35 protein-coding genes, 1 tRNA gene and 2 pseudogenes are annotated in these 21,726 nt (G+C 53.7%); 10 read left to right on the plus strand and 28 right to left on the minus strand.

The annotated features are described in order from the left end of the window. Positions 1-19: 19 nt before the first annotated feature. The 4 genes from pncA to fur form a co-directional block, all read right to left on the minus strand. The gene (gene pncA, locus A7P97_RS08100; RefSeq protein WP_067529409.1) at positions 20-616 is read right to left on the minus strand and encodes a bifunctional nicotinamidase/pyrazinamidase; all 597 of its coding nucleotides are present in this window, start codon (positions 614-616) and stop codon (positions 20-22) included. Between the two features lie 69 nt (positions 617-685). Beyond that, positions 686-1,507, minus strand: coding sequence for a 2,3,4,5-tetrahydropyridine-2,6-dicarboxylate N-succinyltransferase (dapD, locus tag A7P97_RS08105; RefSeq protein ID WP_067529411.1), 822 nt, complete (start codon positions 1,505-1,507; stop codon positions 686-688). 196 nt (positions 1,508-1,703) lie between these two features. Then, on the minus strand, positions 1,704-2,453 hold the full coding sequence (aat, locus tag A7P97_RS08110) for a leucyl/phenylalanyl-tRNA--protein transferase (protein ID WP_067529414.1): 750 nt from the start codon (positions 2,451-2,453) through the stop codon (positions 1,704-1,706). Between the two features lie 45 nt (positions 2,454-2,498). Further along, positions 2,499-2,948, minus strand: coding sequence for a ferric iron uptake transcriptional regulator (fur, locus tag A7P97_RS08115; RefSeq protein ID WP_185737504.1), 450 nt, complete (start codon positions 2,946-2,948; stop codon positions 2,499-2,501). A gap of 87 nt (positions 2,949-3,035) precedes the next feature. Here fur and A7P97_RS08120 point away from each other — a divergent pair, with 87 nt between their 5' ends. From A7P97_RS08120 to A7P97_RS08145, 6 genes are all read left to right on the plus strand, one after another. Next, entirely contained in the window at positions 3,036-3,425 is a 390-nt protein-coding gene (locus tag A7P97_RS08120) for an outer membrane protein assembly factor BamE (protein WP_067529476.1), read from the plus strand. 18 nt (positions 3,426-3,443) lie between these two features. After that, entirely contained in the window at positions 3,444-4,259 is an 816-nt protein-coding gene (gene dapB, locus A7P97_RS08125) for a 4-hydroxy-tetrahydrodipicolinate reductase (protein WP_067529416.1), read from the plus strand. A 33-nt stretch (positions 4,260-4,292) separates the two neighbouring features. Beyond that, positions 4,293-4,568 (plus strand): oxidative damage protection protein, encoded by a 276-nt coding sequence (locus A7P97_RS08130; RefSeq protein ID WP_064089928.1) that lies wholly within the window; start codon positions 4,293-4,295, stop codon positions 4,566-4,568. 97 nt (positions 4,569-4,665) lie between these two features. Beyond that, positions 4,666-6,450, plus strand: coding sequence for a DNA primase (dnaG, locus tag A7P97_RS08135; RefSeq protein WP_067529418.1), 1,785 nt, complete (start codon positions 4,666-4,668; stop codon positions 6,448-6,450). 40 nt (positions 6,451-6,490) lie between these two features. After that, positions 6,491-8,434 (plus strand): RNA polymerase sigma factor RpoD, encoded by a 1,944-nt coding sequence (rpoD, locus tag A7P97_RS08140; protein WP_067529420.1) that lies wholly within the window; start codon positions 6,491-6,493, stop codon positions 8,432-8,434. A gap of 47 nt (positions 8,435-8,481) precedes the next feature. Then, positions 8,482-8,557: transfer RNA gene (locus A7P97_RS08145), tRNA-Ile, on the plus strand. A gap of 20 nt (positions 8,558-8,577) precedes the next feature. On the opposite strand, the gene A7P97_RS08150 is transcribed toward A7P97_RS08145, so the two are convergent. From A7P97_RS08150 to A7P97_RS11090, 23 genes and pseudogenes are all read right to left on the minus strand, one after another. Further along, positions 8,578-9,534: a site-specific integrase gene (locus tag A7P97_RS08150; RefSeq protein WP_231865691.1), complete on the minus strand. Its 957-nt coding sequence runs from the start codon at positions 9,532-9,534 to the stop codon at positions 8,578-8,580. Further along, complete coding sequence (locus tag A7P97_RS10790) at positions 9,519-9,848, minus strand: helix-turn-helix domain-containing protein (protein ID WP_067529424.1); 330 nt, start codon at positions 9,846-9,848, stop codon at positions 9,519-9,521. The genes A7P97_RS08150 and A7P97_RS10790 overlap by 16 nt, the downstream gene beginning before the upstream one ends. 38 nt (positions 9,849-9,886) lie before the next feature. Next, positions 9,887-10,294, minus strand: coding sequence for a hypothetical protein (locus A7P97_RS08160; protein WP_067529426.1), 408 nt, complete (start codon positions 10,292-10,294; stop codon positions 9,887-9,889). Next, positions 10,291-10,626, minus strand: a complete 336-nt coding sequence (locus A7P97_RS08165) for a hypothetical protein (protein WP_067529429.1) — start codon at positions 10,624-10,626, stop codon at positions 10,291-10,293. The genes A7P97_RS08160 and A7P97_RS08165 overlap by 4 nt, the downstream gene beginning before the upstream one ends. Positions 10,627-10,651: 25 nt before the next feature. Further along, positions 10,652-10,987, minus strand: a complete 336-nt coding sequence (locus A7P97_RS08170; RefSeq protein WP_067529430.1) for a DUF551 domain-containing protein — start codon at positions 10,985-10,987, stop codon at positions 10,652-10,654. Next, on the minus strand, positions 10,984-12,090 hold the full coding sequence (locus A7P97_RS08175; protein WP_067596347.1) for a DNA cytosine methyltransferase: 1,107 nt from the start codon (positions 12,088-12,090) through the stop codon (positions 10,984-10,986). The genes A7P97_RS08170 and A7P97_RS08175 overlap by 4 nt, the downstream gene beginning before the upstream one ends. 1 nt (position 12,091) lies before the next feature. Continuing rightward, complete coding sequence (locus A7P97_RS08180) at positions 12,092-12,571, minus strand: class I SAM-dependent methyltransferase (protein ID WP_067529432.1); 480 nt, start codon at positions 12,569-12,571, stop codon at positions 12,092-12,094. Between the two features lies 1 nt (position 12,572). After that, positions 12,573-12,869, minus strand: coding sequence for a hypothetical protein (locus tag A7P97_RS08185; RefSeq protein WP_067529435.1), 297 nt, complete (start codon positions 12,867-12,869; stop codon positions 12,573-12,575). Between the two features lie 8 nt (positions 12,870-12,877). Then, positions 12,878-13,195: a hypothetical protein gene (locus tag A7P97_RS08190; RefSeq protein WP_067528197.1), complete on the minus strand. Its 318-nt coding sequence runs from the start codon at positions 13,193-13,195 to the stop codon at positions 12,878-12,880. A gap of 8 nt (positions 13,196-13,203) precedes the next feature. Then, on the minus strand, positions 13,204-13,632 hold the full coding sequence (locus A7P97_RS08195) for a single-stranded DNA-binding protein (protein ID WP_067529437.1): 429 nt from the start codon (positions 13,630-13,632) through the stop codon (positions 13,204-13,206). Then, positions 13,626-14,270 carry a translocation protein TolB precursor gene (locus A7P97_RS08200; RefSeq protein WP_067529441.1) on the minus strand — a complete coding sequence of 215 codons (645 nt, stop codon included), beginning with the start codon at positions 14,268-14,270 and terminating at the stop codon, positions 13,626-13,628. The genes A7P97_RS08195 and A7P97_RS08200 overlap by 7 nt, the downstream gene beginning before the upstream one ends. Next, a complete protein-coding gene (locus A7P97_RS08205) occupies positions 14,270-15,157 on the minus strand; it encodes a recombinase RecT (RefSeq protein WP_067529443.1) in 888 nt (295 codons plus the stop codon). Before A7P97_RS08205 ends, A7P97_RS08200 begins: the two co-directional genes overlap by 1 nt. Positions 15,158-15,172: 15 nt before the next feature. Then, positions 15,173-15,511, minus strand: a complete 339-nt coding sequence (locus tag A7P97_RS08210) for a hypothetical protein (protein ID WP_067529445.1) — start codon at positions 15,509-15,511, stop codon at positions 15,173-15,175. Continuing rightward, positions 15,508-15,756 (minus strand): hypothetical protein, encoded by a 249-nt coding sequence (locus A7P97_RS08215; protein WP_067529447.1) that lies wholly within the window; start codon positions 15,754-15,756, stop codon positions 15,508-15,510. The genes A7P97_RS08210 and A7P97_RS08215 overlap by 4 nt, the downstream gene beginning before the upstream one ends. A gap of 54 nt (positions 15,757-15,810) precedes the next feature. Next, a complete protein-coding gene (locus A7P97_RS09815) occupies positions 15,811-16,338 on the minus strand; it encodes a DUF4760 domain-containing protein (RefSeq protein WP_082887648.1) in 528 nt (175 codons plus the stop codon). A 296-nt stretch (positions 16,339-16,634) separates the two neighbouring features. Beyond that, the gene (locus tag A7P97_RS08225) at positions 16,635-16,877 is read right to left on the minus strand and encodes a hypothetical protein (protein WP_067529449.1); all 243 of its coding nucleotides are present in this window, start codon (positions 16,875-16,877) and stop codon (positions 16,635-16,637) included. Positions 16,878-16,888: 11 nt separating this feature from the next. Next, a complete protein-coding gene (locus A7P97_RS08230) occupies positions 16,889-17,200 on the minus strand; it encodes a hypothetical protein (protein ID WP_067529451.1) in 312 nt (103 codons plus the stop codon). 742 nt (positions 17,201-17,942) lie between these two features. Continuing rightward, complete coding sequence (locus A7P97_RS08235) at positions 17,943-18,941, minus strand: hypothetical protein (protein ID WP_197474137.1); 999 nt, start codon at positions 18,939-18,941, stop codon at positions 17,943-17,945. Continuing rightward, positions 18,899-19,153, minus strand: a complete 255-nt coding sequence (locus tag A7P97_RS08240; RefSeq protein WP_067529454.1) for a hypothetical protein — start codon at positions 19,151-19,153, stop codon at positions 18,899-18,901. The genes A7P97_RS08235 and A7P97_RS08240 overlap by 43 nt, the downstream gene beginning before the upstream one ends. Positions 19,154-19,171: 18 nt before the next feature. Then, a complete protein-coding gene (locus A7P97_RS08245) occupies positions 19,172-19,756 on the minus strand; it encodes a hypothetical protein (RefSeq protein WP_067529455.1) in 585 nt (194 codons plus the stop codon). Positions 19,757-19,772: 16 nt separating this feature from the next. Further along, positions 19,773-20,273 carry a helix-turn-helix transcriptional regulator gene (locus A7P97_RS08250; RefSeq protein ID WP_369799502.1) on the minus strand — a complete coding sequence of 167 codons (501 nt, stop codon included), beginning with the start codon at positions 20,271-20,273 and terminating at the stop codon, positions 19,773-19,775. Beyond that, positions 20,254-20,349: pseudogene (locus A7P97_RS11085) on the minus strand (hypothetical protein); the annotation flags it as partial. The gene A7P97_RS08250 and the pseudogene A7P97_RS11085, both read right to left, overlap by 20 nt. Continuing rightward, positions 20,313-20,555, minus strand: a pseudogene (locus A7P97_RS11090) (helix-turn-helix domain-containing protein); the annotation flags it as partial. The pseudogenes A7P97_RS11090 and A7P97_RS11085, both read right to left, overlap by 37 nt. Positions 20,556-20,652: 97 nt before the next feature. On the opposite strand from A7P97_RS11090, the gene A7P97_RS09820 reads away from it, so the two are divergent. Both A7P97_RS09820 and A7P97_RS10225 read left to right on the plus strand, forming a co-directional pair. Continuing rightward, entirely contained in the window at positions 20,653-20,856 is a 204-nt protein-coding gene (locus A7P97_RS09820) for a Cro/CI family transcriptional regulator (RefSeq protein WP_082887649.1), read from the plus strand. Positions 20,857-20,892: 36 nt separating this feature from the next. Then, positions 20,893-21,102, plus strand: a complete 210-nt coding sequence (locus A7P97_RS10225; protein WP_067529460.1) for a hypothetical protein — start codon at positions 20,893-20,895, stop codon at positions 21,100-21,102. Here the strand turns inward: A7P97_RS10225 and A7P97_RS11095 are convergent. Next, positions 21,045-21,200 (minus strand): KTSC domain-containing protein, encoded by a 156-nt coding sequence (locus A7P97_RS11095; protein WP_082887650.1) that lies wholly within the window; start codon positions 21,198-21,200, stop codon positions 21,045-21,047. The genes A7P97_RS10225 and A7P97_RS11095 overlap by 58 nt on opposite strands. On the opposite strand from A7P97_RS11095, the gene A7P97_RS10485 reads away from it, so the two are divergent. Together A7P97_RS10485 and A7P97_RS08260 are read left to right on the plus strand one after the other, a co-directional pair. Then, entirely contained in the window at positions 21,176-21,343 is a 168-nt protein-coding gene (locus A7P97_RS10485; protein ID WP_197474139.1) for a hypothetical protein, read from the plus strand. The two genes, A7P97_RS11095 and A7P97_RS10485, sit on opposite strands and share 25 nt — an antisense overlap. 14 nt (positions 21,344-21,357) lie before the next feature. Beyond that, positions 21,358-21,564 (plus strand): hypothetical protein, encoded by a 207-nt coding sequence (locus A7P97_RS08260; RefSeq protein ID WP_067596348.1) that lies wholly within the window; start codon positions 21,358-21,360, stop codon positions 21,562-21,564. Positions 21,565-21,726: the final 162 nt, after the last annotated feature.

Consider the following 21,726-nt stretch of genomic DNA (forward strand, 5'->3'; position numbering starts at 1 on the left):
TGAAAAATGCAAACCCAAGCTAATCGGCCAGCGAAAAATTCGGATGCGCCAGCAGTTCGGCTTTTTTGGCAGCGAAGCCTGCGGCATCGATGGCACGGGTGGCATGCTCGAGCAGGCGCACGCGGAAGCCTTCGGCGAGCGCGTCGGCCATGCTGAAATACACGCAGAAATCGGCCGCCAGCCCCGCCACATCAATATCGGTTACGCCGTGGGCGCGCAGGTAGGCGGCAAGCTGGGTGCTGCGACGGCGGCCGTTGTCGTAAAACGCGCTGTAGCTGTCGGTATGTTTGTCCATGCCCTTGCGGAATACGGCGGCGATAGGCGTGGTGTTGAGTTCGGGATGGAACGCCGCGCCGCTGCTGCCGGCAATGCAGTGATCCGGCCACAGCACTTGCTCCAAACCGTGCAGATTGATGACGTCGAACGGCTTTTTACCGGCATGGGCGGAGGCGAAGCTCTCGTGTCCGGCGGGATGCCAGTCTTGCGAGGCCACCACCAACAGATAGCTGCCGATAATCCGGTTTACCGGCTCGATAATGGCATCGCCTTCGGCCACAGGCAGGCGGCCGCTAGGCATGAAGTCGTTTTGGATGTCGACAAGAAGAAGGGCTCGCATGGTTTTCTCCTAAGTTAAATAGCTTTCAGGTAGCCTTCTTGCAAACAGGCTACCTGAAAATCCGGCAAGCTACACGCCGCGCAGCAGTTCGTTTACGCTGGTTTTGGCGCGGGTTTGCGCGTCTACTTTCTTCACGATGACGGCGCAGTAGAGGCTGTGCGTGCCGTCTTTCGCGGGCAGGCTGCCCGACACCACCACCGAGCCGGCGGGGACGCGGCCGTAGTGGATTTCGCCGGTTTCGCGGTCGTAGATTTTGGTGGATTGGCCGATATACACGCCCATGGAAATCACGCTACCCTCTTCCACAATCACGCCTTCCACGATTTCGCTGCGCGCGCCGATGAAGCAGTTATCTTCAATGATGGTGGGCGCGGCCTGCAACGGCTCGAGCACGCCGCCGATGCCCACGCCACCGCTCAGGTGCACGTTTTTGCCAATTTGCGCGCAGGAACCCACGGTGGCCCAAGTGTCTACCATCGCGCCCTCGTCCACATAGGCGCCGATGTTTACATAAGAGGGCATCAGCACCACGTTTTTGCCGATAAAGCTGCCGCGGCGCGCCACGGCGCCGGGCACGGCGCGGAAACCGGCTACCTGAAACTGCTGCGGAATCCAATCGGCGAATTTGGTGGGCACTTTGTCGAAATATTTGCTCACGCCGTCGCTGGATACCTCGTTATCGGCAATGCGGAAGGAAAGCAACACGGCCTTTTTCGCCCACTCGTTCACTTTCCACTGCCCCACGCCCTGCCGCTCGGCCACGCGCAGGCTGCCGGAATCGAGCTGATAAAGCGTATCGAGCACGGCTTCTTTCACTTCGGCGGAAACGCTGTGCGGGGTAATTTCGGCGCGCTGTTCAAACGCGGTTTCGATGATGTTTTGTAGAGACATGGTTTCTCCTTGTGGGTGATGGGTGATACGGCGGATTCACTTAACTTTTGCCGCGGTATGATAGCCCCCCGGCATGTAAGCAGGTTTATCCGCCATAGAGTAAGCGGGAGGCTACCTGAAACTTTCAGGTAGCCTGTAATCTAAAACAGCCGATATTGTGCCATGTAACGCGCTTCTTGCGAACCGGTTTCGGCACTCACGCCTCCTTGCCGAACCACGCGCCCTGCTGTTGAAGCAGGCGCTGGCCGATGGGCTCGGCAAGTGTTTGCGCGGTCAGGCGGTTTAATTCAGCCTGGAAATCGTCAAAAGCCATCAGCTCCGAGCCGAAACGCGCCAAGTGCGGCGTGTCTTGCTGGCAGTCGATCAAGGCGATGCCGCAGCGCTGCAAAAACGGCACGGCATGGGCAAAGGCGATTTTCGAGGCATCGTTCTGCCAGGCAAACATCGATTCGCCGAAAAATACCCGCCCGATCTGCACGCCATAAAGCCCGCCGGCCAACAGCAGATGCCCGCCCTCATCGGGATACCAGCATTCGAACGAATGCGCATGGCCGATGCGGTGCAGCTCGTTGTAGGCTACCTGAAACGCCGGTGCGATCCAGCTGCCGCCCTGATGCGGCCTGGGCGTGGCGGCGCAGGCGGAAATCACGGCTGGAAAGTTTTGGTTTACCGTTACCGCGTAATGCCGGTTGCGCATGGCCTTTGCCAACGAGCGGCCGACGTGCAGCCGTTGAGGGGGCAACACCGTGCGCGGGGCGGTGGCAAACCAAAAAAACAGGCCATCCTCCTCAAACCACGGGAAGATGCCCTGTTGATAAGCCGCCAAAAGCCGCTGTGCCGTTAAATCCCGGCTCACTGCCACCAAGCCATCGTGTTCGGCAATGGCCAAGCGCGGGTCGGGAAACTGCAAACAGCCTTCCGGTAGCAAAGGAATATTTTGAGCCATAGAGGCTACCTGAAAATATTGCTGCCTGCTTTATAGATAGTGTTTCTACTGACAATTGCCGCACACGCCATACAGATACAGCGCGTGATCCACAATGAGGTAACCGTTTTCTTCGGCAATTTTGCCTTGCAGGTTTTCGATGGTGGGGTTGTGAAACTCGGTAACTTTGCCGCATTTCACGCACACGATGTGGTCGTGGTGGTCGCCCTTGTTCAGCTCGTACACCGCTTTACCGCTCTCGAAATGGTGGCGCAACAAAATATCGGCCTGTTCGAACTGGGTTAAAACGCGGTAAATGGTGGCCACGCCGATTTCAACGCCCTCTTCCAGGAGGATGCGGTACACATCTTCCGCACTCAGGTGCTCTTCGGCATGGGTTTCAAACAAATCCAAAATCTTCAAACGCGGGCCGGTTACTTTCAGGCCGCTGCCTTTGAGTTGTGCAATATTGTTTTCCATGATGTATGATGTTCTGTCGCTCAAATTTGTCAACAACCGTTATAATACGCATTTTTAAGGCACTTGCCCACCTTTAAATTACTCAGCCGGGGCGGTGCGCGATTTATCTTGAAAGGCATGTTTGTGAATAAATCCGTTTATTTGGCCTTGGCCGCCTGCATCGGTTTGGCCGCGTGCAGCACCGAACGTCTTGCCCGCTTCCCCTCCTACAAGCTCACCATCGTGCAGGGCAACGAACTCGATTTGCAGGCCGTAGCCTCGCTGCACCAAGGCTTGAGCAAAGAGCAGGTACAGCACATCCTGGGCACGCCGCTGCTGCGCGACCCGCTGCACGGCAACCGCTGGGACTACGTTTTTGAAGTGAGCCGCGGCGGCAAAGTGCGCGAACGCAAAAACCTCACCCTGTATTTCGATGCGAACGACTCCCTGGTTAGAGCCGAAGGCGATGTGTTGGACGAATTGCGCAAGCAGCAACAGCAGCAAGCCGCGCCTGCCGGCCAAACCGCGCAATAATCCTGCTTGAGGAATATCATGTCTGCCACCATGAGAGTTGTCCTGGCTGGGGTAAACGGCCGCATGGGCAAAGTACTGGTTGAAGCTGTGGCGGCCAATCCGCACACCGTGCTCACCGGCGCGCTGGAACACGCAGGCTCCGAAGCTTTGGGTTTGGATGCCGGCCATGCTTCCGGCTTGAAAACAGGCGTAGCCGTCAGCAGCGACATCGAGGCCGTGCTCGCCGACTGCGACGTGCTCATCGATTTCACTCGCCCCAATGTTTCAGGTAGCCTTTTGCCCTGCTGCGCCGAGCGCGGCATCAAAATGGTTATCGGCACCACCGGTTTCGACGAAGCGGGCAAAGCTGCCATCGCCGCCGCCGCCGAACACACCGGCATTGTGTTTGCCGCCAACTTCAGCATCGGCGTAAACCTCACCTTCCACATCCTTGACACCGTAACCCGCGTGTTGAACGAAGGCTACGACATCGAAATCATCGAAGCGCACCACCGCCACAAAGTGGACGCCCCCAGCGGTACCGCGCTGCGTATGGGCGAAGTGATTGCCCATGCCCTCGGCCGCAATCTGGCCGATTGCGCCGTGTATAGCCGCGAAGGCCACACCGGCGCGCGCAGCCCGCAAACCATCGGCTTTGCCACCGTGCGCGGCGGCGATATCGTGGGCGAGCACACCGCCCTGTTTGCCGGCGAAGGCGAGCGCGTGGAAATCACCCACAAAGCCTCCAGCCGCATGACCTTCGCCGCCGGCGCCGTACGTGCTGCCGTGTGGCTGAAGCAGCAACGCACCGGCCTATACGATATGCAAGACGTATTGGGCTTAAAAAACCGTTAACCCCCCATCCACACCACCCGAAAAGGAAAGCACATGACCCGCATGGTAAATTGCATCAAGCTGGGCAAAGAAGCGCCCGGCCTCAAATTCCCACCCCTGCCCAACGATTTGGGCAAGCGCATTTTCGAACACGTATCGCAGGAAGCATGGGATGCCTGGACGCGCCACCAAACCATGCTCATCAACGAAAACCGCCTCAGCCTGGCCGACCCGCGCGCCCGCCAGTATCTCGCCCAGCAGATGGAAAACTACTTCTTCGGCGACGGCGAGGCCGACACGGTGCAAGGCTACGTTCCGCCCGCCGAATAACCCTGCCCGACAAAGGCTACCTGAAAAAGGCTACCTGAAAATCCCCGCCGTGGTTTTCAGGTAGCCTCAATCCGTTTCACAAACCAAGCGCCGAAGCATGATTCCCAGCGAATTCATCGACGAGCTGCTGGCCAAAACCGATATTGTCGACATCATCGACGAGAGCGTGCCGCTGAAGAAAGGCGGCGCCAACTACATGGCCTGCTGCCCGTTCCACAAAGAAAAAACCCCGTCGTTCTCCGTCAGCCCGAGCAAACAGTTCTACCACTGCTTCGGCTGCGGCGCACACGGTACGGCCATCGGTTTCGTCATGGAATACCAAGGGCTGGGCTTCACCGAAGCCGTGCAGTATCTGGCCGACCGCGCCGGCATGGTGGTGCCGCAGCAAAAAGGCCGCCAGGAAAGCCCCGAAGCGCGCGCGCGCCGCAAACAGCGCCAGCAAACCCTGGAAGAAACCACCGCCCAAGCCGCCGCCTTCTACACCCGCGAGCTGGCCGCCAACGAAACGGCCAAAGGCTACCTGAAAAAACGCGGCCTCTCCGATGAAGTCGCCGCCCACTACGGCCTGGGCTATGCGCCCGACAGCTGGCGGCCGCTGGCGCAAAGTTTCACCCCCTACCCTTCCGAAGCGCTGGTCAACAGCGGCATGGTGATTGAAAAAGACGGCAGCCACTACGACCGCTTCCGCCACCGCATCATGTTCCCCATCCGCAACAGCAGCGGGCAGGTTATCGGCTTCGGCGGCCGCGTATTGGACGACTCAAAACCCAAATACCTCAACTCGCCCGACACCCCGCTGTTCGATAAAGGCAAAAACCTCTACGGCCTCTACGAAGCCCGTGCCGCTGTGAAAGAAGCCGGCCGCATCCTGGTGGTGGAAGGCTATATGGACGTGGTTGCACTGGCGCAGTTCGGCATCGGCTACTGCGTGGCCGCACTGGGCACCTCCACCACCGCCGAGCACGTTAAAATCCTGATGCGCCAAACCGACAGCATCTATTTCTGCTTCGATGGCGATGCGGCCGGCCGCAAAGCCGCCTGGCGTGCATTGGAAAACGCCCTGCCCCAACTGAAAGACGGCAAATCGCTGCACTTCCTCTTTCTGCCCGAAGGCCACGACCCCGACAGCTATGTGCGCGAACACGGGCGGGAACGTTTTGAAGATATGCTGCTGCACCAAAGCAAGCCGCTTTCCGCCTATTTTTGGGACGCGCTCACCGCCAAGCTCGATTTGCGCAGCCAAGAAGGGAAGGCCGAGCTGGTGAAAACCGCCACCCCGCTGCTCACCCAGATTACCGCCCCCGCCCTCGCCTTCCTGCTCAAGCAGAAACTGAGCAACTTAGTGGGCATCGATCCGGCCAATTTGGCGCATCTGATGGGGCAGGAAGTCCCCAAACGCCACGTTGCCCAGCAACGCTACACCCTACCGCGCCAAACCTTCCGCCAGCCGCAAATGCTGAGCTTGGCGCAACAACAAATCCGCCGCCTATTGATAAATCCGCAATGGGCTACATATATCGACCTACCCGACCATCTGGAACTGGATACCGACCTTGCCTGCCTGAGCGTCATGGCCGCCCATGTGCGCCGTAGCCGCTCGCCGCTATCCAGTGCCGGATTGATGGAAGCCATGCGCAACACCCCCTATTACGGCAATATCAGCCGCATCATGCAGTCCGGTACGGACAGCGCCCACTTTGAGGGGGATGGCGAATCCGACGCACTGAATTTCCAATCGGGTATGCAAAAATTGATGAACGCCTTGAAAACCCAGCAAGTTGAAGCGTTGAAACGCAAACACATCGAACACGGCTTGAGCGATGACGAAACCAAACTGCTGCTGGAGCTTTTGAGGCGTCCTCCTGCCAACGGCACCATTTAGGCAATGCCGATTACACCGACCTGTGAACAACGAGAGAAACATGTCCGAACAGAACAACCCCGCCACCGAAGAACAAGACGAAAACAACCGCCCGCTCACGCCGGAGGAGCAAAGGGCACGGCTCAGACAGCTGATTCTGCAAGGTAAAGAACGCGGCTACATCACCTACGCCGAAATCAACGACGCCCTGCCCGACGATATGTCGGATGCCGAGCAGATCGACAATATCGTCAATATGATTTCCGGTCTGGGCATTCAGGTAACCGAAGAAACGCCCGACAGCGAAACCCTGCTGTTGGCCGACAATACGGCCAACATGACCGACGACGATGCCGTTGCCGAAGCCGAAGCCGCCCTCTCCAGCGCCGACTCCGAATTCGGCCGCACCACCGACCCTGTGCGCATGTATATGCGCGAAATGGGGCAGGTGGATTTGCTCACGCGCGAAGACGAAATTGTTATCGCTAAAAAAATCGAAACTGCCCTGCGTAACATGATTCAGGCCATCTCCGCCTGCCCCGGCTCGATTGCTGAAATCCTCGAACTGATCGAAAAGATTCGCAACGGTGAAATCCGGGTGGACGAAGCGGTGGAAGATATTATTGACCCGCACGAAGAGCTGCTTGATGAATTGGGCATCGGTGTGGGAAAAGCCGAAGAGGCGGCTCCCAATACCAATTTGGATGAAAACGAAGACAGCAATGCAGATGAAGAAGATACTGAAGAAGATACTGGCGCCATCTCTGCCGCCAATCTCGAAGAGCTCAAGCAAAAAGTGTTGGCACACTTTGAAAACATCCAAGCTACCTATCAGAAAATGATTGCTGCGCTGCAAAAACACCACAGCCAGCACAAAACCTATCTGAACCTGCGCAACTATATTGCCGATCAACTGCTTAATGTACGCTTTACCACCCGCCAGATTGAAACTCTTAGCAACAATCTGCGCACTCGCGTAGACAGCATCCGCCGCCTGGAACGCGAAATCCGCGACATCTGCCTCAACCGTGTACACATGGATCGCGATTACTTTATCAACAATTTCCTGTCCAATATTACCGATTTAAATTGGGTGGAAGCCGAAATCAGCAAAAACCATGTGTGGAGCGAGGCCCTGAGCCGTTTCCAATATGCCATCATCGAAAAGCAGAATATTCTCATCGAACAGGAGAAGCACGCGCAGATTTCCATTGCGGAACTGAAAAAAATCAGCAAAAACATGGTGGCCAATGAAAAAGAAACCGCCGCTGCCAAGCAAGAAATGATACAGGCCAACCTGCGCCTAGTAATTTCCATCGCCAAAAAATACACCAACCGCGGCCTACAATTCCTCGATTTGATTCAGGAAGGCAATATCGGTTTAATGAAAGCGGTGGATAAATTCGAATACCGGCGCGGCTACAAATTCTCCACCTACGCTACTTGGTGGATACGCCAAGCCATTACCCGGTCGATTGCCGACCAGGCGCGTACTATTCGCATCCCAGTGCACATGATTGAAACCATCAACAAAATGAACCGCATCTCGCGCCAGTATCTGCAGGAAACCGGTGAAGACCCAGACGCCGCCGAGCTGGCCGAATTGATGGAAATGCCGGAAGACAAGATCCGAAAAATCATGAAGATTGCCAAAGAGCCTATTTCTATGGAAACCCCCATCGGCGACGACGACGACAGCCACTTAGGTGACTTTATCGAAGACGTAAACAATATTGCCCCGGCCGATGCCGCCATGTATTCCGGACTGCGTGAAGCCACCAAAGACGTTTTAGAAAGCCTCACTCCGCGTGAAGCCAAAGTTTTGCGCATGCGTTTCGGCATCGACATGAACACCGACCATACGCTGGAAGAAGTGGGCAAACAGTTTGACGTAACCCGTGAACGCATCCGCCAAATCGAAGCCAAAGCTCTGCGCAAACTGCGCCATCCCACCCGCAGCGACCGCTTGCGCAGCTTCCTAGACAGCGAGGAAAACAAGCAGTAATCTTGCTAGGCTGGCGGCTTGTCGGTACAATGCCGCCCTTTCTAGCCGGGTCTGTAGCTCAGGGGTTAGAGCAGAGGACTCATAATCCTTTGGTCGCTGGTTCGAGACCAGCCAGACCCACCAAATTAACGTTGGTTACTCAATCAGTTAAGGTGGTTTATTTGCTTGTCTGTGTTTTGCCGGTTTTGGACTTTGGCAAAATTTTGGACTAAACCGATTCCGGGCGGCATGCTGGAATCGATTAAACGGGCGTGTTGTGATAAGTGTTCCGGTGCGAGGTGGGCATACCTCTGCACCATTTCGACACTTTCCCAACCGCCCATTTCTTTTAGGGCTGCCAGGGGTGTTCCGTTCTGCACGAGCCAGCTTGCCCAAGTGTGCCGCAGGTCGTGCCAGCGGAAGTCTTCTATCCCCGCTTTCTCCAGCGCTTCGTGCCATACCCTGCTGCTGATGCTCTTAACCCTGCCGCCGTGGCTGTGGGTGAAGACGTATTCGCCCTCCCTCTGTCTTTCCATCAATACCTGCATGGCGGTGTGGTTGAGCGGTACGCCGATGGCCTTGCCTGCTTTGGCTTGGTCGGGATAAATCCAGGCCGCCTGCCGCTTGAGGTCGATCTGCTCCCACTTGAGGTTGAGGACGTTGGCCTGCCTCAATCCGGTAGCGAGCGAGAAGATGACGAGGTGCTGCATATAGGGCAGGTGTGCCAGGGCGTTGACGAGGCGCCGGGCTTCTTCGGGATACAGCCACCTGATGCGTTTCTTGGGCTCTTTGTGGAGTTTGAGCTTGGGGGCTTTATCGAGCCAATCCCATTCGTTCACGCATTTGTTCAGGATGGCGCGTATCAGGGCGAAGTAGCGGTTTTTGGTGCTGCCGGAGCAGGTTTTGCGGTTGACTACGCTGTGTATCAGGTCGCGTGTCATATCTTCCAGCAGCAGGCCGCGCAGTTCGGGTAACAGGCGGATTTTGTTTTTGTCGCCGTCCAAACTCTTCTTGCCTTGGTTTTCCTGCAACCAGCGGATGCAGGCTTCATCCCATAAATGTTTTGGCTTCTCCCCTAATTTCTCCTGCCGCCAAAGTTCGTGCTTTAATTTATCGTGCAACTCTTGGGCTTCGCGCCGGTCGGCTGTGCCAGTAGTGCGTCTAAATCTTTTGCCGCTTGGCGTGCGTAGGGATATTTGCCATATCCCGTGTTTGTTGAGATGGATTGACATTGTGTTTTACTCCTTCTGCCAATCACCGCTTGCTCGCGTTCATTTTGCTTGGCGGCGATGTAGTTTTCAAGTGCGGATTCGGTAATCACCCATGCCCTGCCCGCTTTGAAGGCGGCGATTTCGCCTGTTTTGCACATGGTGCAGACGGTGGTGTGGTGGCACTTGAGCAGCGCGGCGGCCTCATGGATGTTGTAGGTTTGCATGGTGTCTCCAAACTAAAGACCGTCTTTCAGCGGTCCGATTAATCAATATCCCCACGGCAGATTGCGTTCAGTACATCGGCGTGGGCTTGGGCGGCTTCTTGGGATAAATGGGCGCGATTTCCAATCAAGCGCCAACGGTCATGTATCTCTCCAGCCCAATTATCTGAACAAACCGTGAAGCAAGTATCTACAGCCGTAATATAAAAATAATCGGTCCAAAAGGGCGGTGCTTCTGTAATCGGTTTTGGAAACTCATGCCGCCCTACGCGGATTACTTGCGGCTTGCGGCGGAACTCGTAGCTATCCCTCCAGCTCGGGTGTTGCACGCATTGTATGAAAGATTGGTCGCCAAATTCCCGCCATTCCCACCGCTCCCAAGGGGTCTCTGTTTCCAACGCATCTTGAGCATAGAGCATCATATTTTCTGCGTGTTTGTGTGCTGTCATTTCTCTACATCCTTCTCTAATCTTTTATCAATTTCTCTAATAAATTCGGACGTATCAATATTGGTATCCACCAGATCCCCACGGTACAACATCATCAGAGTATCCACTGGAAGCTGACGAACTACGCTGTCTGATTCAAGTATCCAATCATTTATTGCCTGTCTTAAAATCTGACTTTCCGCACCATGAAGTAAGGCAGAAGCAAGTTGACGGCAATCATCAACATCGAGGAAGATGCTGGCGGCCATATGATTTAATTCATCTTCTACTTTCAAGATGTTTTCATCAAAGGCAAGATACTTGTTTCTATCCGAACTGGATAATGTAAACATTTCAGTCTCCAAAATTAAAGCCGCATTACGCGGCGGGGTCTGCGGCGGGTGGTCTAAATGGTTGCCAATGGGTTACATCTAGCCGCTCAAACTCCTCAAGTTCCGGCTCATAAATTGAGCATCTTACGCATCTGCCCTTACCAAGAATAATTAAAATATTTTCCCCTGCTTCAGGCAGCCTATCCTCCACGCTTATCCATTCGGATTGTGCGGCTCGGGCTTGCCAGCCTTCCCATTTGTACTGCGTGCCGAGGCGGCTGTATTCTTCTCCTACCCGTTCCGTCTGCGGATTGGTTGGATATAGTTCGGCCATCCGCTCCTCAAACGCCAGGCGCTCTTGTTCGATTCTTTCGGGTGTCATGCTTGCTCCTTGATTTGGTTTACTTGCTTGATACGCTCGCCTATCCAACGCATCACCGGCACGGCCATGCTGTTGCCGATGGCTTTGTAACGCGGCCCGTCCGGGCAGTCGGCGGCGGGTTTGCCGCGCCAAGGTATTTGCGTGTGCCCGGCCGGGAAGCCCTGCAGGCGCTCGCATTCGGCAGGTGTAAATCTGCGCACCTGGAAACCGTCGGAAACGGCGTGCCGGTCGGTTGCGGTGAGGGTGTAGGCGGTGCCGTCTTGGATGGCACCCATGCCGTTGCCGCCGCTGGTGCCATCGGGGTCTTTATTGATGATGTTGCCGTTGATGCAGACAACGTTGGTATTGCCGCTGTGCCGGCAATCGGGCGCAAATGCGCGGTTGTCGGTGCTGGGGTCTTGCCGGCCGCGTACTACTAACAGGGTCTCGCTGCCGCCCTGCTGTGCACCGCCGCTGGCTTTTAGCGTGCCGCCGGTAGCACTCTGGCGATACGTGCCAAAGCTGCCTTCAATAAAGGCGGCAGGGTTTTCTTGCGGCGCTCCGCCCTGTCCAGGATGCCCTTGCAGGCTCTCGCGCTCAAATAGTACCGCTGCGGCACGTTGCCAGCTTCCAGCACGGCCGACAACGAAGATGCGGCGGCGGCGCTGTGGCACTCCGAAGTATTGAGCGTCAAGAACGCGGTAGGCGAACCCATACCCGAGTTCTGCCAGCCCGTTGAGGAAGGCGGCGAAATCCCGCCCCCGGTTTGACGACAGAACGCCGGGGACGTTCTCCCATACCAGCCACTCGGGGCGATATCGGTTAGCAATGGCAAGATAGGTAAGCATGAGGTTGCCACGAGGGTCTGCCAATCCGCGCCGCAATCCGGCAACGCTGAAGGATTGGCAGGGTGTTCCGCCGACAAGAAGGTTAATTGGCTCATTCGGCCACTCCTTAAATTTGGACATATCGCCGCGATTGGGGACGTGCGGCCAATGGTGTTTTAAAACGGCGGCGGGGAAGGGCTCGATTTCGGCAAACCATGCGGGCTGCCAGCCGAGCGGCTCCCACGCCACGGATGCGGCTTCGATGCCGCTGCACAGGCTGCCGAAACGGATGGTCATTTCAGGTAGCCTCCTTCATGAAAGTAAACCAATGCGTGCGGCCGTGGCGGCCGGTGGGATGTCCGAATAGGGGTTGGTGCGGTGTGAGCGCCAAAATCTGCGGCACTTTGATTTGGTCTTCGTTCCACTTAAAAATCAGCACGCCGCCGGGTTTGAGCACGCGGAAGCATTCGGCGAAGCCTTGGCTGATGTCGTCGCGCCAGTCTTGGGTGAGCTGGCCGTATTTTTTGGCCAACCATGATTTTTTCCCGGCCCGTACAAGGTGCGGCGGGTCGAAAACCACCAAGTTAAAGCTGTTGTCGGCAAATGGCAGCGCGGTAAAGTCTAACCGCACATCCGGGTGGATTTCGAGATGGCGCAGGTTGCCACGGTCTTTCAGGTGGTGGCTTTCGGTGCGCAGGTCGCCAAATAGGCAACGCTGATCTTGCTTGTCAAACCACATCATGCGGCTGCCGCAACAGGGGTCTAGGATAGACGGCATTTCAGGTAGCCTCTGCTTCTGCCGCCTGTGCCTGCATGGCGGCATCGATATGCGCCCGCAGGCAGGGTTTAAATTTCACGGCTCTGCCCAGCGTGATGTCGATATCATCTTGTGCGGCGAGCCAGTCCAGCCGCCCGGTGTCGGGGTGCTGGACGGGTTGCAGGCGGTTGGTCAGATAGTCGTATGTACGGCCATCCTCTCCGGCTACGGTACAGCTTGACAGGTATCCGCGCAGGAAAACAAACTGCTTGCCGTCTGCATCTTGTACGCGGTCGCCGAATTTGAATTGCCGGGTCATGGTTGCTCCTATCTTTTTAATATTTCATTAATCAAGGCGTAAGTTTTCGGCGCGGTATGCCCTGTCATCTCCCTGCGCATGGATACCTCCATATCATCCCACCTTTCATAAAATGCCGCCCACTCTTTCGAGAGTTCCGGCAAGGTGTGCATTTTTTTACGCAATTCAGGAACGGCATCCAGCAAAAGCAGGCATCTTCTGAAGTCCCATGGGTCGTATGGGAAGTGCACGCCTTTCTTCGGCCTTTTCTGTTCGGATAACCAAAGAGCCAGTGTCATGCTGCTTAATCCGGTTTCTCCGTTGACGAACCATTCGGTCAGTGTCATGGTTGCTCCTAAAACGGGATTGAATCGTCAATATCATCTTGCGGCACGGGCGCGGCGGGTTGCTGCCGTGCGGGTGGCGGCGGTGGATTGTGCTGCCCTTCCCCGCCTTCCGCTTTGCCGCCCAGCATCTTCATCTCGCTGCACACGATTTCGTAAGCGGTGCGTTCGATGCCGTCTTTGCCGGTGTATTTGCGGGATTGGATACGACCTTCGAGATAGACGAGGCTGCCTTTCTGCAGGTACTTTGCGGCGATTTCGGCCAGCTTGCGGTATAGGGTTATCGCATGCCATTCTGTGCGCTCTTTCTTCTGCCCGCTCTGGTCTTTCCAGTTTTCGCTGGTGGCGACCGAGAAGTTGCACACGGCCTCGCCGTTGGGCATGTAGCGGGTTTCGGGGTCTTTGCCTAGGCGGCCGATTAGGATGACTTTGTTCAGCATGGGGATTGCTCCTGCATAAGTTGTTGATAGTATTCTTGGCAAACGGCCACGCGCTCTTGGATGCGCTCGATGGCTCCGGGGTCTCGCTTGACGGTTACGGTGGTAACACGCCTGCGCAGCGGGATGCGCTCGATGGCGTCAATTAGTTTTTCGGGGTCGCCGTATTGCCCGATGAGGTCTTCCGGGCAGGGGAACAGCCAAAAATCAATCTCGGCCTGCTCGCAGCCGTACAGCCACATATAGCCCTGCATCTGCCAGTCGTAGCCCGCTTCTTTGACTTTGCGTTCGGCTTCTTCACGAAAGAACGGGTGGGTTTTAATATCCCAGCTACATTTGGTGTCGATAATCAGGCGGTGCTTCGGGTCGTGGATGTCGCATTCGCCGCTGATACAGTCGTTTTCGCGCCGCTCGGTGTTTTTAGCGTACTGCCTGCCGCGTATCAGGCCGCTGCCTTGGATGGCGAACGGCTCTAATGCGTTGCCCTTTTCGGTGTACTTGGCACCGTCGAAGGCGGCCACGCCGAATAGCTCCTGCTTGGCCTGCTCGATAAGGTGGCTTTTGGCGGTCTGGGTCAGCCTATCGTTTTTGCTGCGTGGCAGGCCGATGATTTTGTGGATGGCGGAACAGCGGATAAGCATCACAAACTCTCAATCTCTGCCCTCTGTTCGGGGGTCAGGTCGTAGTTGCCGTTCAGCACGCTCTCCACGCTGATTTCGCCGGTGCTGATGTTTTGTTTCAGGGTGGCGAACAAGGCATCGTCCACCGGCAGCAGCATCACGGGGTCAGCTGGCTGGTTGTCGATGTAGTCGAACTGCTCGCCTGTTACGTCTTTAATCACGCTCTGGTCGGACAGCACGGCCTTCTGCATATCGATGGACAGCGGGGCTTGCTTGGACAGCAGCAGCTTGGTGACGGTTTTGAGCGCCATTGCCTCGAAGTTGTCCGCCCATACGCCGTAGCCCTTTTTGAAGGACTGGCTGTATCTGCCTGCGTGTGCCTCGACCTGTTCGCGGGTCATGTACAGTTCGGCGGTAAAGCCGTTGATGAGCTTGAAATAGGCGTAGTAGCCGACAGGCTGCTCGTTTTCTGCCGGTTTTTGTTTCCAGTCGAATTGGAAGCCGTTGATGGGGTCTTCTTCTATCAGCTGGGCCTCATACACGGGCAGGGATACCAGGCGCTCGAACTGGCCGCTGCGCTGGGCAAGCTGGATGAAGCCTTTGTAGCCAAGCTGGAACTGGGCTTCCACGCGCCCTTTGTTGCGGTAGGGAACGATATAGGCGAAGCCCAGGTTGTTGTTGATGGGCAGGTTCAGGGTGGCGGCCATCACGGCGGCGTTGAAAATGCTCATCGGCTCGGCATCCAGCAGCATGGGGTTGCTGTTGGCTATCTGCATGGCGCTGGTGGCGAAGCTGGCGGCGTTTTTGTCCAGCAGTTCGCGCATCTTGGCCTGCACAGCGGGGGCTTGGAAAAAGTCTTTCAGGCGGTGTGCCTTTTGGGCGGGGGTTAGTTGGGTGTTTGCGGTCATTCTTTGCTCCGGTGGTTATTGGATGGTCGGATTCGGTGTTTCTTCGGCCAAACCAAGTTCTACAGCTCTGTTTTTAGCTTGGTCTAGCAATGAAACTGTTTTGTGTACTGCCAGCAGGAAATCGTCTTGGCTGCTGTCTTGCGCAGCGGATAACTGGTAGGCATCTTCTACAATCGGCATGATGGTGTGCCGAACGGCGGGGATGGCGGTTTCTGCAAACAGCTTGCTCTCTTCGCTCTTCGGGTTGAGCTGGTAATGATGCAGGGCTGAAGCTGCGATACCCGATGCCATACCTAATATGGCGTTGGCCTCTATCGGGTAGGCTTTGTCCAGCATGGATTGAGGTTTGCTCATTGGGCGTCTCCCTCCGGCTCGTACACCACGCCGCGCATTACCTCGTAGTCGGTCATCTCTTCGTAGTGTTTCTGCGCTTCGGCGGCCTCTTGTGAGGCTTGCCGGTCGAGCTTGGCTACCCGCTCTGCTGCGGTCTCTGCTTGGGCGGCCTGTAAATACCGGTCTTGGCTGTCCAGGGTGGGCATGGCGACAAAGGCCGTGCCCATAAAAAAGGCCGCTGTCCAAGCGGCGAAGGGGGATTTCATTTTGGGTCTCCATGAAAAAAGCCACCTGATCTGGTGGCTTTGATTTTGATAAAGTTATTTTTCAGTTTGCTCTGTACTGGCTCCCCATTTCTCGGCTAACCATTGAAATTCAATAAATAGTTTCGGTCTCTCTTCACGTTTCCTTAGTGCTCTGATATATATGTTTAAAATTTCCCAATCCGCAACAATAAGCGAGCATTTCATGCGTTTATAGATTTGCTCATCAAACGCTCCTTCTTTAATTCCGGCAGCCATAAACTCGTAATTGTTGAGAATGTCCAAGATTGCATGATTTGCATCTTCATTATCCAGCAACGGAGCAGCCCCAAGTGCGTCAAAGTCTACATTTGCCTGTTTCATCCTCGCGTAGCGCCGCCTTGACCGTATCAGGTTGTCATCTTTCCTGTCGGCCATCACGGCATCAATAGTGGCGCGTTGCTTCCATTGGGTATCATTACTTGTATTCTGTTTTCTAAGTGCTTTAATTTGCCAACCGGCAAATCCAGCGGATGCAACAATGGCTACTGTTTGTACCCAGTAGCCAATTGTTTCACCTAAAATAGTGATGGGGGCAGATTCCATTTCAGAAATCCCATCCCTCTGAATAAATATGTTTCATGGTAAGCTCCTTTTATTTAGTGGTTAAAAATATAAGTTGCTGCTTTCACCAACAACATACCCGTGAGATGTTCTGTACTGCCTATTGGCGGATAATATACGGCATCGCTAAACTATTTTCAAGAATTGCCTATGTAAAGGTGCAGGCATCCGGCGACTTTTCGGGGGGATTACCCGTATAGGAGGTCTTTGCTTTTTCCGTTGCCTGCTGCCGGTGTTTTGCCCCACCGCCGGCTGGGGGTCTCTGCGCCACTTTGCGGTTATTGGCCGGCTGCCAAGCCTATGAACTGTTGCTCACGCTCTCGGCGTTCTTCTTCGCGCTCTTCCTCTTCCTCGCGGATAAGGCTGTCGGCTTTATCCATCATGTGCCTGATGATTGCAGCCCGCACCTCCGGGCTTAGCCCGTCTATGATTTCATCCAGCGTTGTGCCTTGGATAAGGTTTATGCCGCGCTGCAGCACCCTAATGGCGCGGCTGCACTTCCAATCTGTATTGCTTTGCATGATGTTCTCCGTTAATTGGCGGCAAGGACTGCCACGCACTCTTGCCATGTGGGCATGGGAATATCCAGCGGCAGGCTCTCTTCGTTGTTCCAACTCAAGAAATCATCTATCCAGCTTTCCCATATGGCTTGGGTGTTGATGTCGTAGTTTTCTTCGCCGTCTATCATGGATACTTCCGCCCATTCGCGGATGATGGCGCTGCGGTATTTGTCGGCCAATCGTTCGGCTTCTTCTTCCTGCCGATCGGCCTCGTATTCGGCGGCGGCGTTGCGGCGGTCATGCTCGTATAACTGGCGGTCTAACCATAAGTCGTATTCGTACATTGCTCTCTCCTTCAATGCTGTCGAATGTTTAATCAAGCCATCTCCTTGAAATGGCTCTGTTAAAAATTCGCCTCGGCTTTTACTCGCCAATTTTGTTTTGCTGCCCGCTAGGGCTTATCGGCCTTGCCCCCAGCTTTTAAACTGGGCTTGCCCTCTTGTATCCCGCTAGGGCTTGGCTCGTGCGGTCTGTTTCGTGCTTCGTTGGGGGTGAATATTACTAGCGGTTATATAACTAGTCAACACCGCAAGTAATATAATTAGCGGTAATTTTTACATCTAGCTGATTAATAAAATAAAAAAATTAAGACAAACTCGTCGAAAGTCGGTAAAACTCAAGATTCCCAGCAACAAAAAGCCGCACTTGGCGGCAACAGTCGGCTACGGGTTTACGGTTGGGGAGAGGGACAAAACAAAAGCAGCCAGAAGGCTGCTGGTTCCGGCTAGTGCCGGGCCGACACTCGTTTTGCAGAAAAATCAAGTGATTGATTTCATTTTATTTGCTTTGACCAAGGTATAGGGCCGACGACATTTCAAATATGGCGAATTCGCCATAATTAAAATTACGCTGCCGCATGATGAAGTGAACTAGTTCCAAAATGGAACTAGTTCGAACCCAGCCCCGCGAACGCATCACGGGTTGACAGTTTGGGTTTGTGCATCACATCTGATGCGCTATTTGGTTTGTGAATCGGATCGGACGGGATTTGACGGGCAAAAGAACAGCCCGCTGGGCGGGCTGGGATTAATGTACGGCAGTAATAACAGATTGCTTGATGTTATCTCCCTGCTTATCGAGAGTAAGTGTTAGTTGAATCGGTCGTTTGTTTTTGATGGCATCCCAAACTTTATCAATGTCTTCCTGATCGAAGTTATCTTCATCAAATATCGAAGGGATTTCTCCTGTTTGAGCGCTGGTCAGCGTAAACTTATCAATACTACCCTGCTCTTTAGTGCTGGCAATAATGATTCTGAATATTCCTGTGGTCGTATCAGACTGATGGGGGATGCGCTCTGCCCGTTGATTGGCATCAGCAATAGCGGCTTTATCAAAAACTTGGTCGTTAATGGTGGCTTCATCTGCTCCTCGAACCCCTTTTAAAACCGCCGCAATATTCCGCTCTTGATTTTCGGCCAGCTTGTCAATCGCTCTGGTTAAACGGACTGTTTGTTGTTTTTCTTTATCTGTATCAGATAGATAGTTAATATATTGATAACCAAGAACCCCACCCGTAACAATAAGCGCTAGCGTAAGTAGCGTTACTGCTTTGGTTTTGGGCGGCATATCTTTCATAATGTCTTTACAAAATTGAAAAAAGCTTTTTCTATAGTCGGATTCTACCTCTGTAGAACCTTCGGATACAATAAAAACCAGCTCGTACTGCTTACGTTTTTCCGCTGTTAGGCGCTTTAAATTTTCCTCTCCAAACAATGCGATAGATACGGCACGATAAAAATTATTCTGAATTTCTATCAAACTCTGTACAAAAGATGTAGGAAAACTGGATTGGTAGTCTTTACCTTTGATTTTAATGGTTAATCTTGTTGATACTTTATTAAAGATAAATGCACAGAGACTTTCCTCATCCTCAAAATTTTGGCTTATCACCTCTTGGATAAGAACTTCCAATTCTTGCGGTGTTACTGTTGTATCATTCATTAAATATCTCCAAATAATTAAATGGTTATTGCTTAACCCGCCTACTCCTCCCCCAACCCCTGCGGCAATATCCCGTCCTGCCACAGTACCTCGTAATCTCCGGCTTCCCCCGTCGCCTCATCATATTGCTGGGCTATCGCTATCGCCCCGGCCTTGGTTTCGGCCATCCTCCTTGCCCGGCTGATTGCCTGGTCTGCTGAGGCGTACTGTATCGGCTGCTCGTTGAGCAGCTTCTTGGTGGCCTTGCCTTTTTTGACCTCGTAGGAAAAGGCTTGGGCTAGGTAGATGGTTTTCATGGTGGGTTCTCTTTTAGATTAATGGGGTAAACGGGATGCTCTGGCTAATTCTCTCAATGACACTTCCCATAGCATGGCGGAGGCCTCATCAGTCGGGTTGTGATAAACATGCTCATCACTGCGGTTCTGCACATTTGTGTAGATGATTCGGTCAAGCACGCCATCTGTGTTTTCATCTGCCATCAATACGTTATAAACAGCTTCCCCTCCGTTTCCCGTCATGGCGTGAAAATTGGTCTCAATAACAAATCCATTGGGAATCTGAGGATATTTAAATGCGGATGCTGTAACTGTTTCTTTGCTTGCCGCCGTCCAAGTAGCCTCTAATTCGTTGTGTTGCTGCAAGTAGGCAAAAACGGCTTGCGCATCCTGTGTCTTTAAATCATTCATAAACTGCCTAACCTGCTCGGAATTTGATTTGCCGTTTTGAGCCGCTTCCGACGAAGCAGTAGCAGGTAGGTGGTTTTCGGCGGTTGGTTTGATGGTGTTGGTCGGCTGTCGGTTATTGCCGACCAAGAAAAAGATAACCGACAACAATATTACGATAAGGGCACAAGCAGCATATAGTAGGTTCTTTTGCCAGTTCGATTCAGGTTTGCTCATGGTTTACCTCTCTGTTCTAAATATCCAAAAACTCCAGCGGCAGCACTTTCCAAAGCTTGGCATGGATGGTGAGCTGGTCGAATTCTTCCGGGGAAATCTCAAAGTTTGTTCCTGAATAGGCGGGGTTGTCGGAAGTGACTTTAATCACGCCGTGTTTGCCGCGTGCCAGTCTTTTGATATAGCTGTAACCGTCCAAGGTAAAGAAATAAATACCGCTACCGTCGAATACGCTGGTATTGGTTTTTGCCAAAATGATGCTTTTGCGCGGGATGGTGGGCTCCATACTGTCGCCATCCGGAGAGACCAGTTCCACGTTATTCAGGTTGGTTGTTCCCAATAGTTGCAATAGGGCGGCATCGGGAATTTCAATAGAGCGGAGCAGAGATGGGTATTCAGGATTGACTACCCCCTGCCCGCAAGAACTGGCAACATCCATCAGTTGCAGAGTGGTGGTTTCTGCTAGCGCATCCTCTCCCATCGCTTTCAGCTTCTCCACATCAATGCCGATAGACATCATATTGATTTCTTTTGCTAATCGTTGGCTGAAGTCGGAAACGGGAACTTGCAGCAACTGGGCAAACCTGCTGGCAGCGGAGGCATTGAGTGCATTTTTGCCATTCAGATAGTGATTAACCGCACTTTGTGAAATGCCGAGCGCATCGGCTACCGCTGCCTGCGACAACCCCAGCTTTCCCTTTTTTTTCTGAAAAATACTTTTTAATTCAGCACATTCAAACTGCTCTTCTTGCGTTAGCACGCGTTTCTTTACAGCCATATTGCCTCCTTGGTTTTGGAGCATATTATTACCATCAGTAATCAAAATCAAACAACCGCAGGTATTGACATTACAATAACCTGCGGTTATATTTAGCTATGGTTTTGAACTGGAGTGTTTTATGGAAAAAGTCCCGTTGCTTGAATATGCGAGAAAAAACGGACAGCACCGCACGGCAAAAGATTTAAAAATTTCCCAAGGTGCTGTTAGCAAAGCGATTAGCTCTGGAAGGAATATTTTTGTGTATCACAAAAACGGCAAATTGTTTGCCGAAGAAATCCGGGCATTCCCCGTGGCACGCCATGAACGGCAGGAAATTGGCTGAATAGGGTCGCAAATATTTTTGAGGAAAGGAAAGAAGATGAGGGAAAGACAAGAGATTGAGCAAGTACTGTCTTTGGAAGACCGCAACGAGATTATCAATGCGTTGCTGCGGACGGCGGAGGCGCATCCGATGATTGACTTGCAGACGACGGCTTACGGAATGTGCCGTGCGGTTGCCGCCGTGCGGCGCTATGACGACCGTCTGACGGCAACGGATGGGCTGCCTATAGAAGCCGGCACACCGTGATACTGGTAACAGCCGCCGTGTTTGAAGCGCACTTCCAAAACCGGATGTTCATAACCAATGGAGAGCAGGGTTGATGACGAAACAAATTGATGGTGCATTCCCGGCACCTTTCGAACGGATGAGCGAGGCGGAAATTATAGCCTATTTCAAACGTTACGGATTCAAGGACGAGTTTGGCCACACGTTGGAAATGTGCGGGGATTTTCTGGACTTGGTGCGGTTTGCCAAGCGGGAAGGTTAGCTAAAGGAACTCCTATGGATTATGCGAAAAACGAATACACGTTCTCCTACCGTTTCAAAGGCAGGACGTGGTCATTGAGCATTTGGGCGGACAGCCCGGAAGAGGCTAGGGAAAAACTGGGGGCTGCGGCCAATGCGCGTTATGACGGGCAAATCATGCAACGGATTTATGTGCCGGCCAAGGCTGCTTGGTTTCGGCGGTTTCGGGAATGGTGGGGATGAAAAAAAGCCCGCCGGAGCGTGGCGGGCAATGGTGCTTAGGGAGAGCTACAAATCGGAGCAGATTATGAATCAGATTATCCAAATTGGCAAGCAGCAACAACCTTTGATGAGCAGCCGTGAAATCGCCCAGTTGTGCGAGAAACGACATGACAACGTTTTGCG

The sequence above is a fragment of the Eikenella sp. NML070372 genome (genome assembly GCF_001648415.1).
Lineage (GTDB): Bacteria > Pseudomonadota > Gammaproteobacteria > Burkholderiales > Neisseriaceae > Eikenella > Eikenella exigua.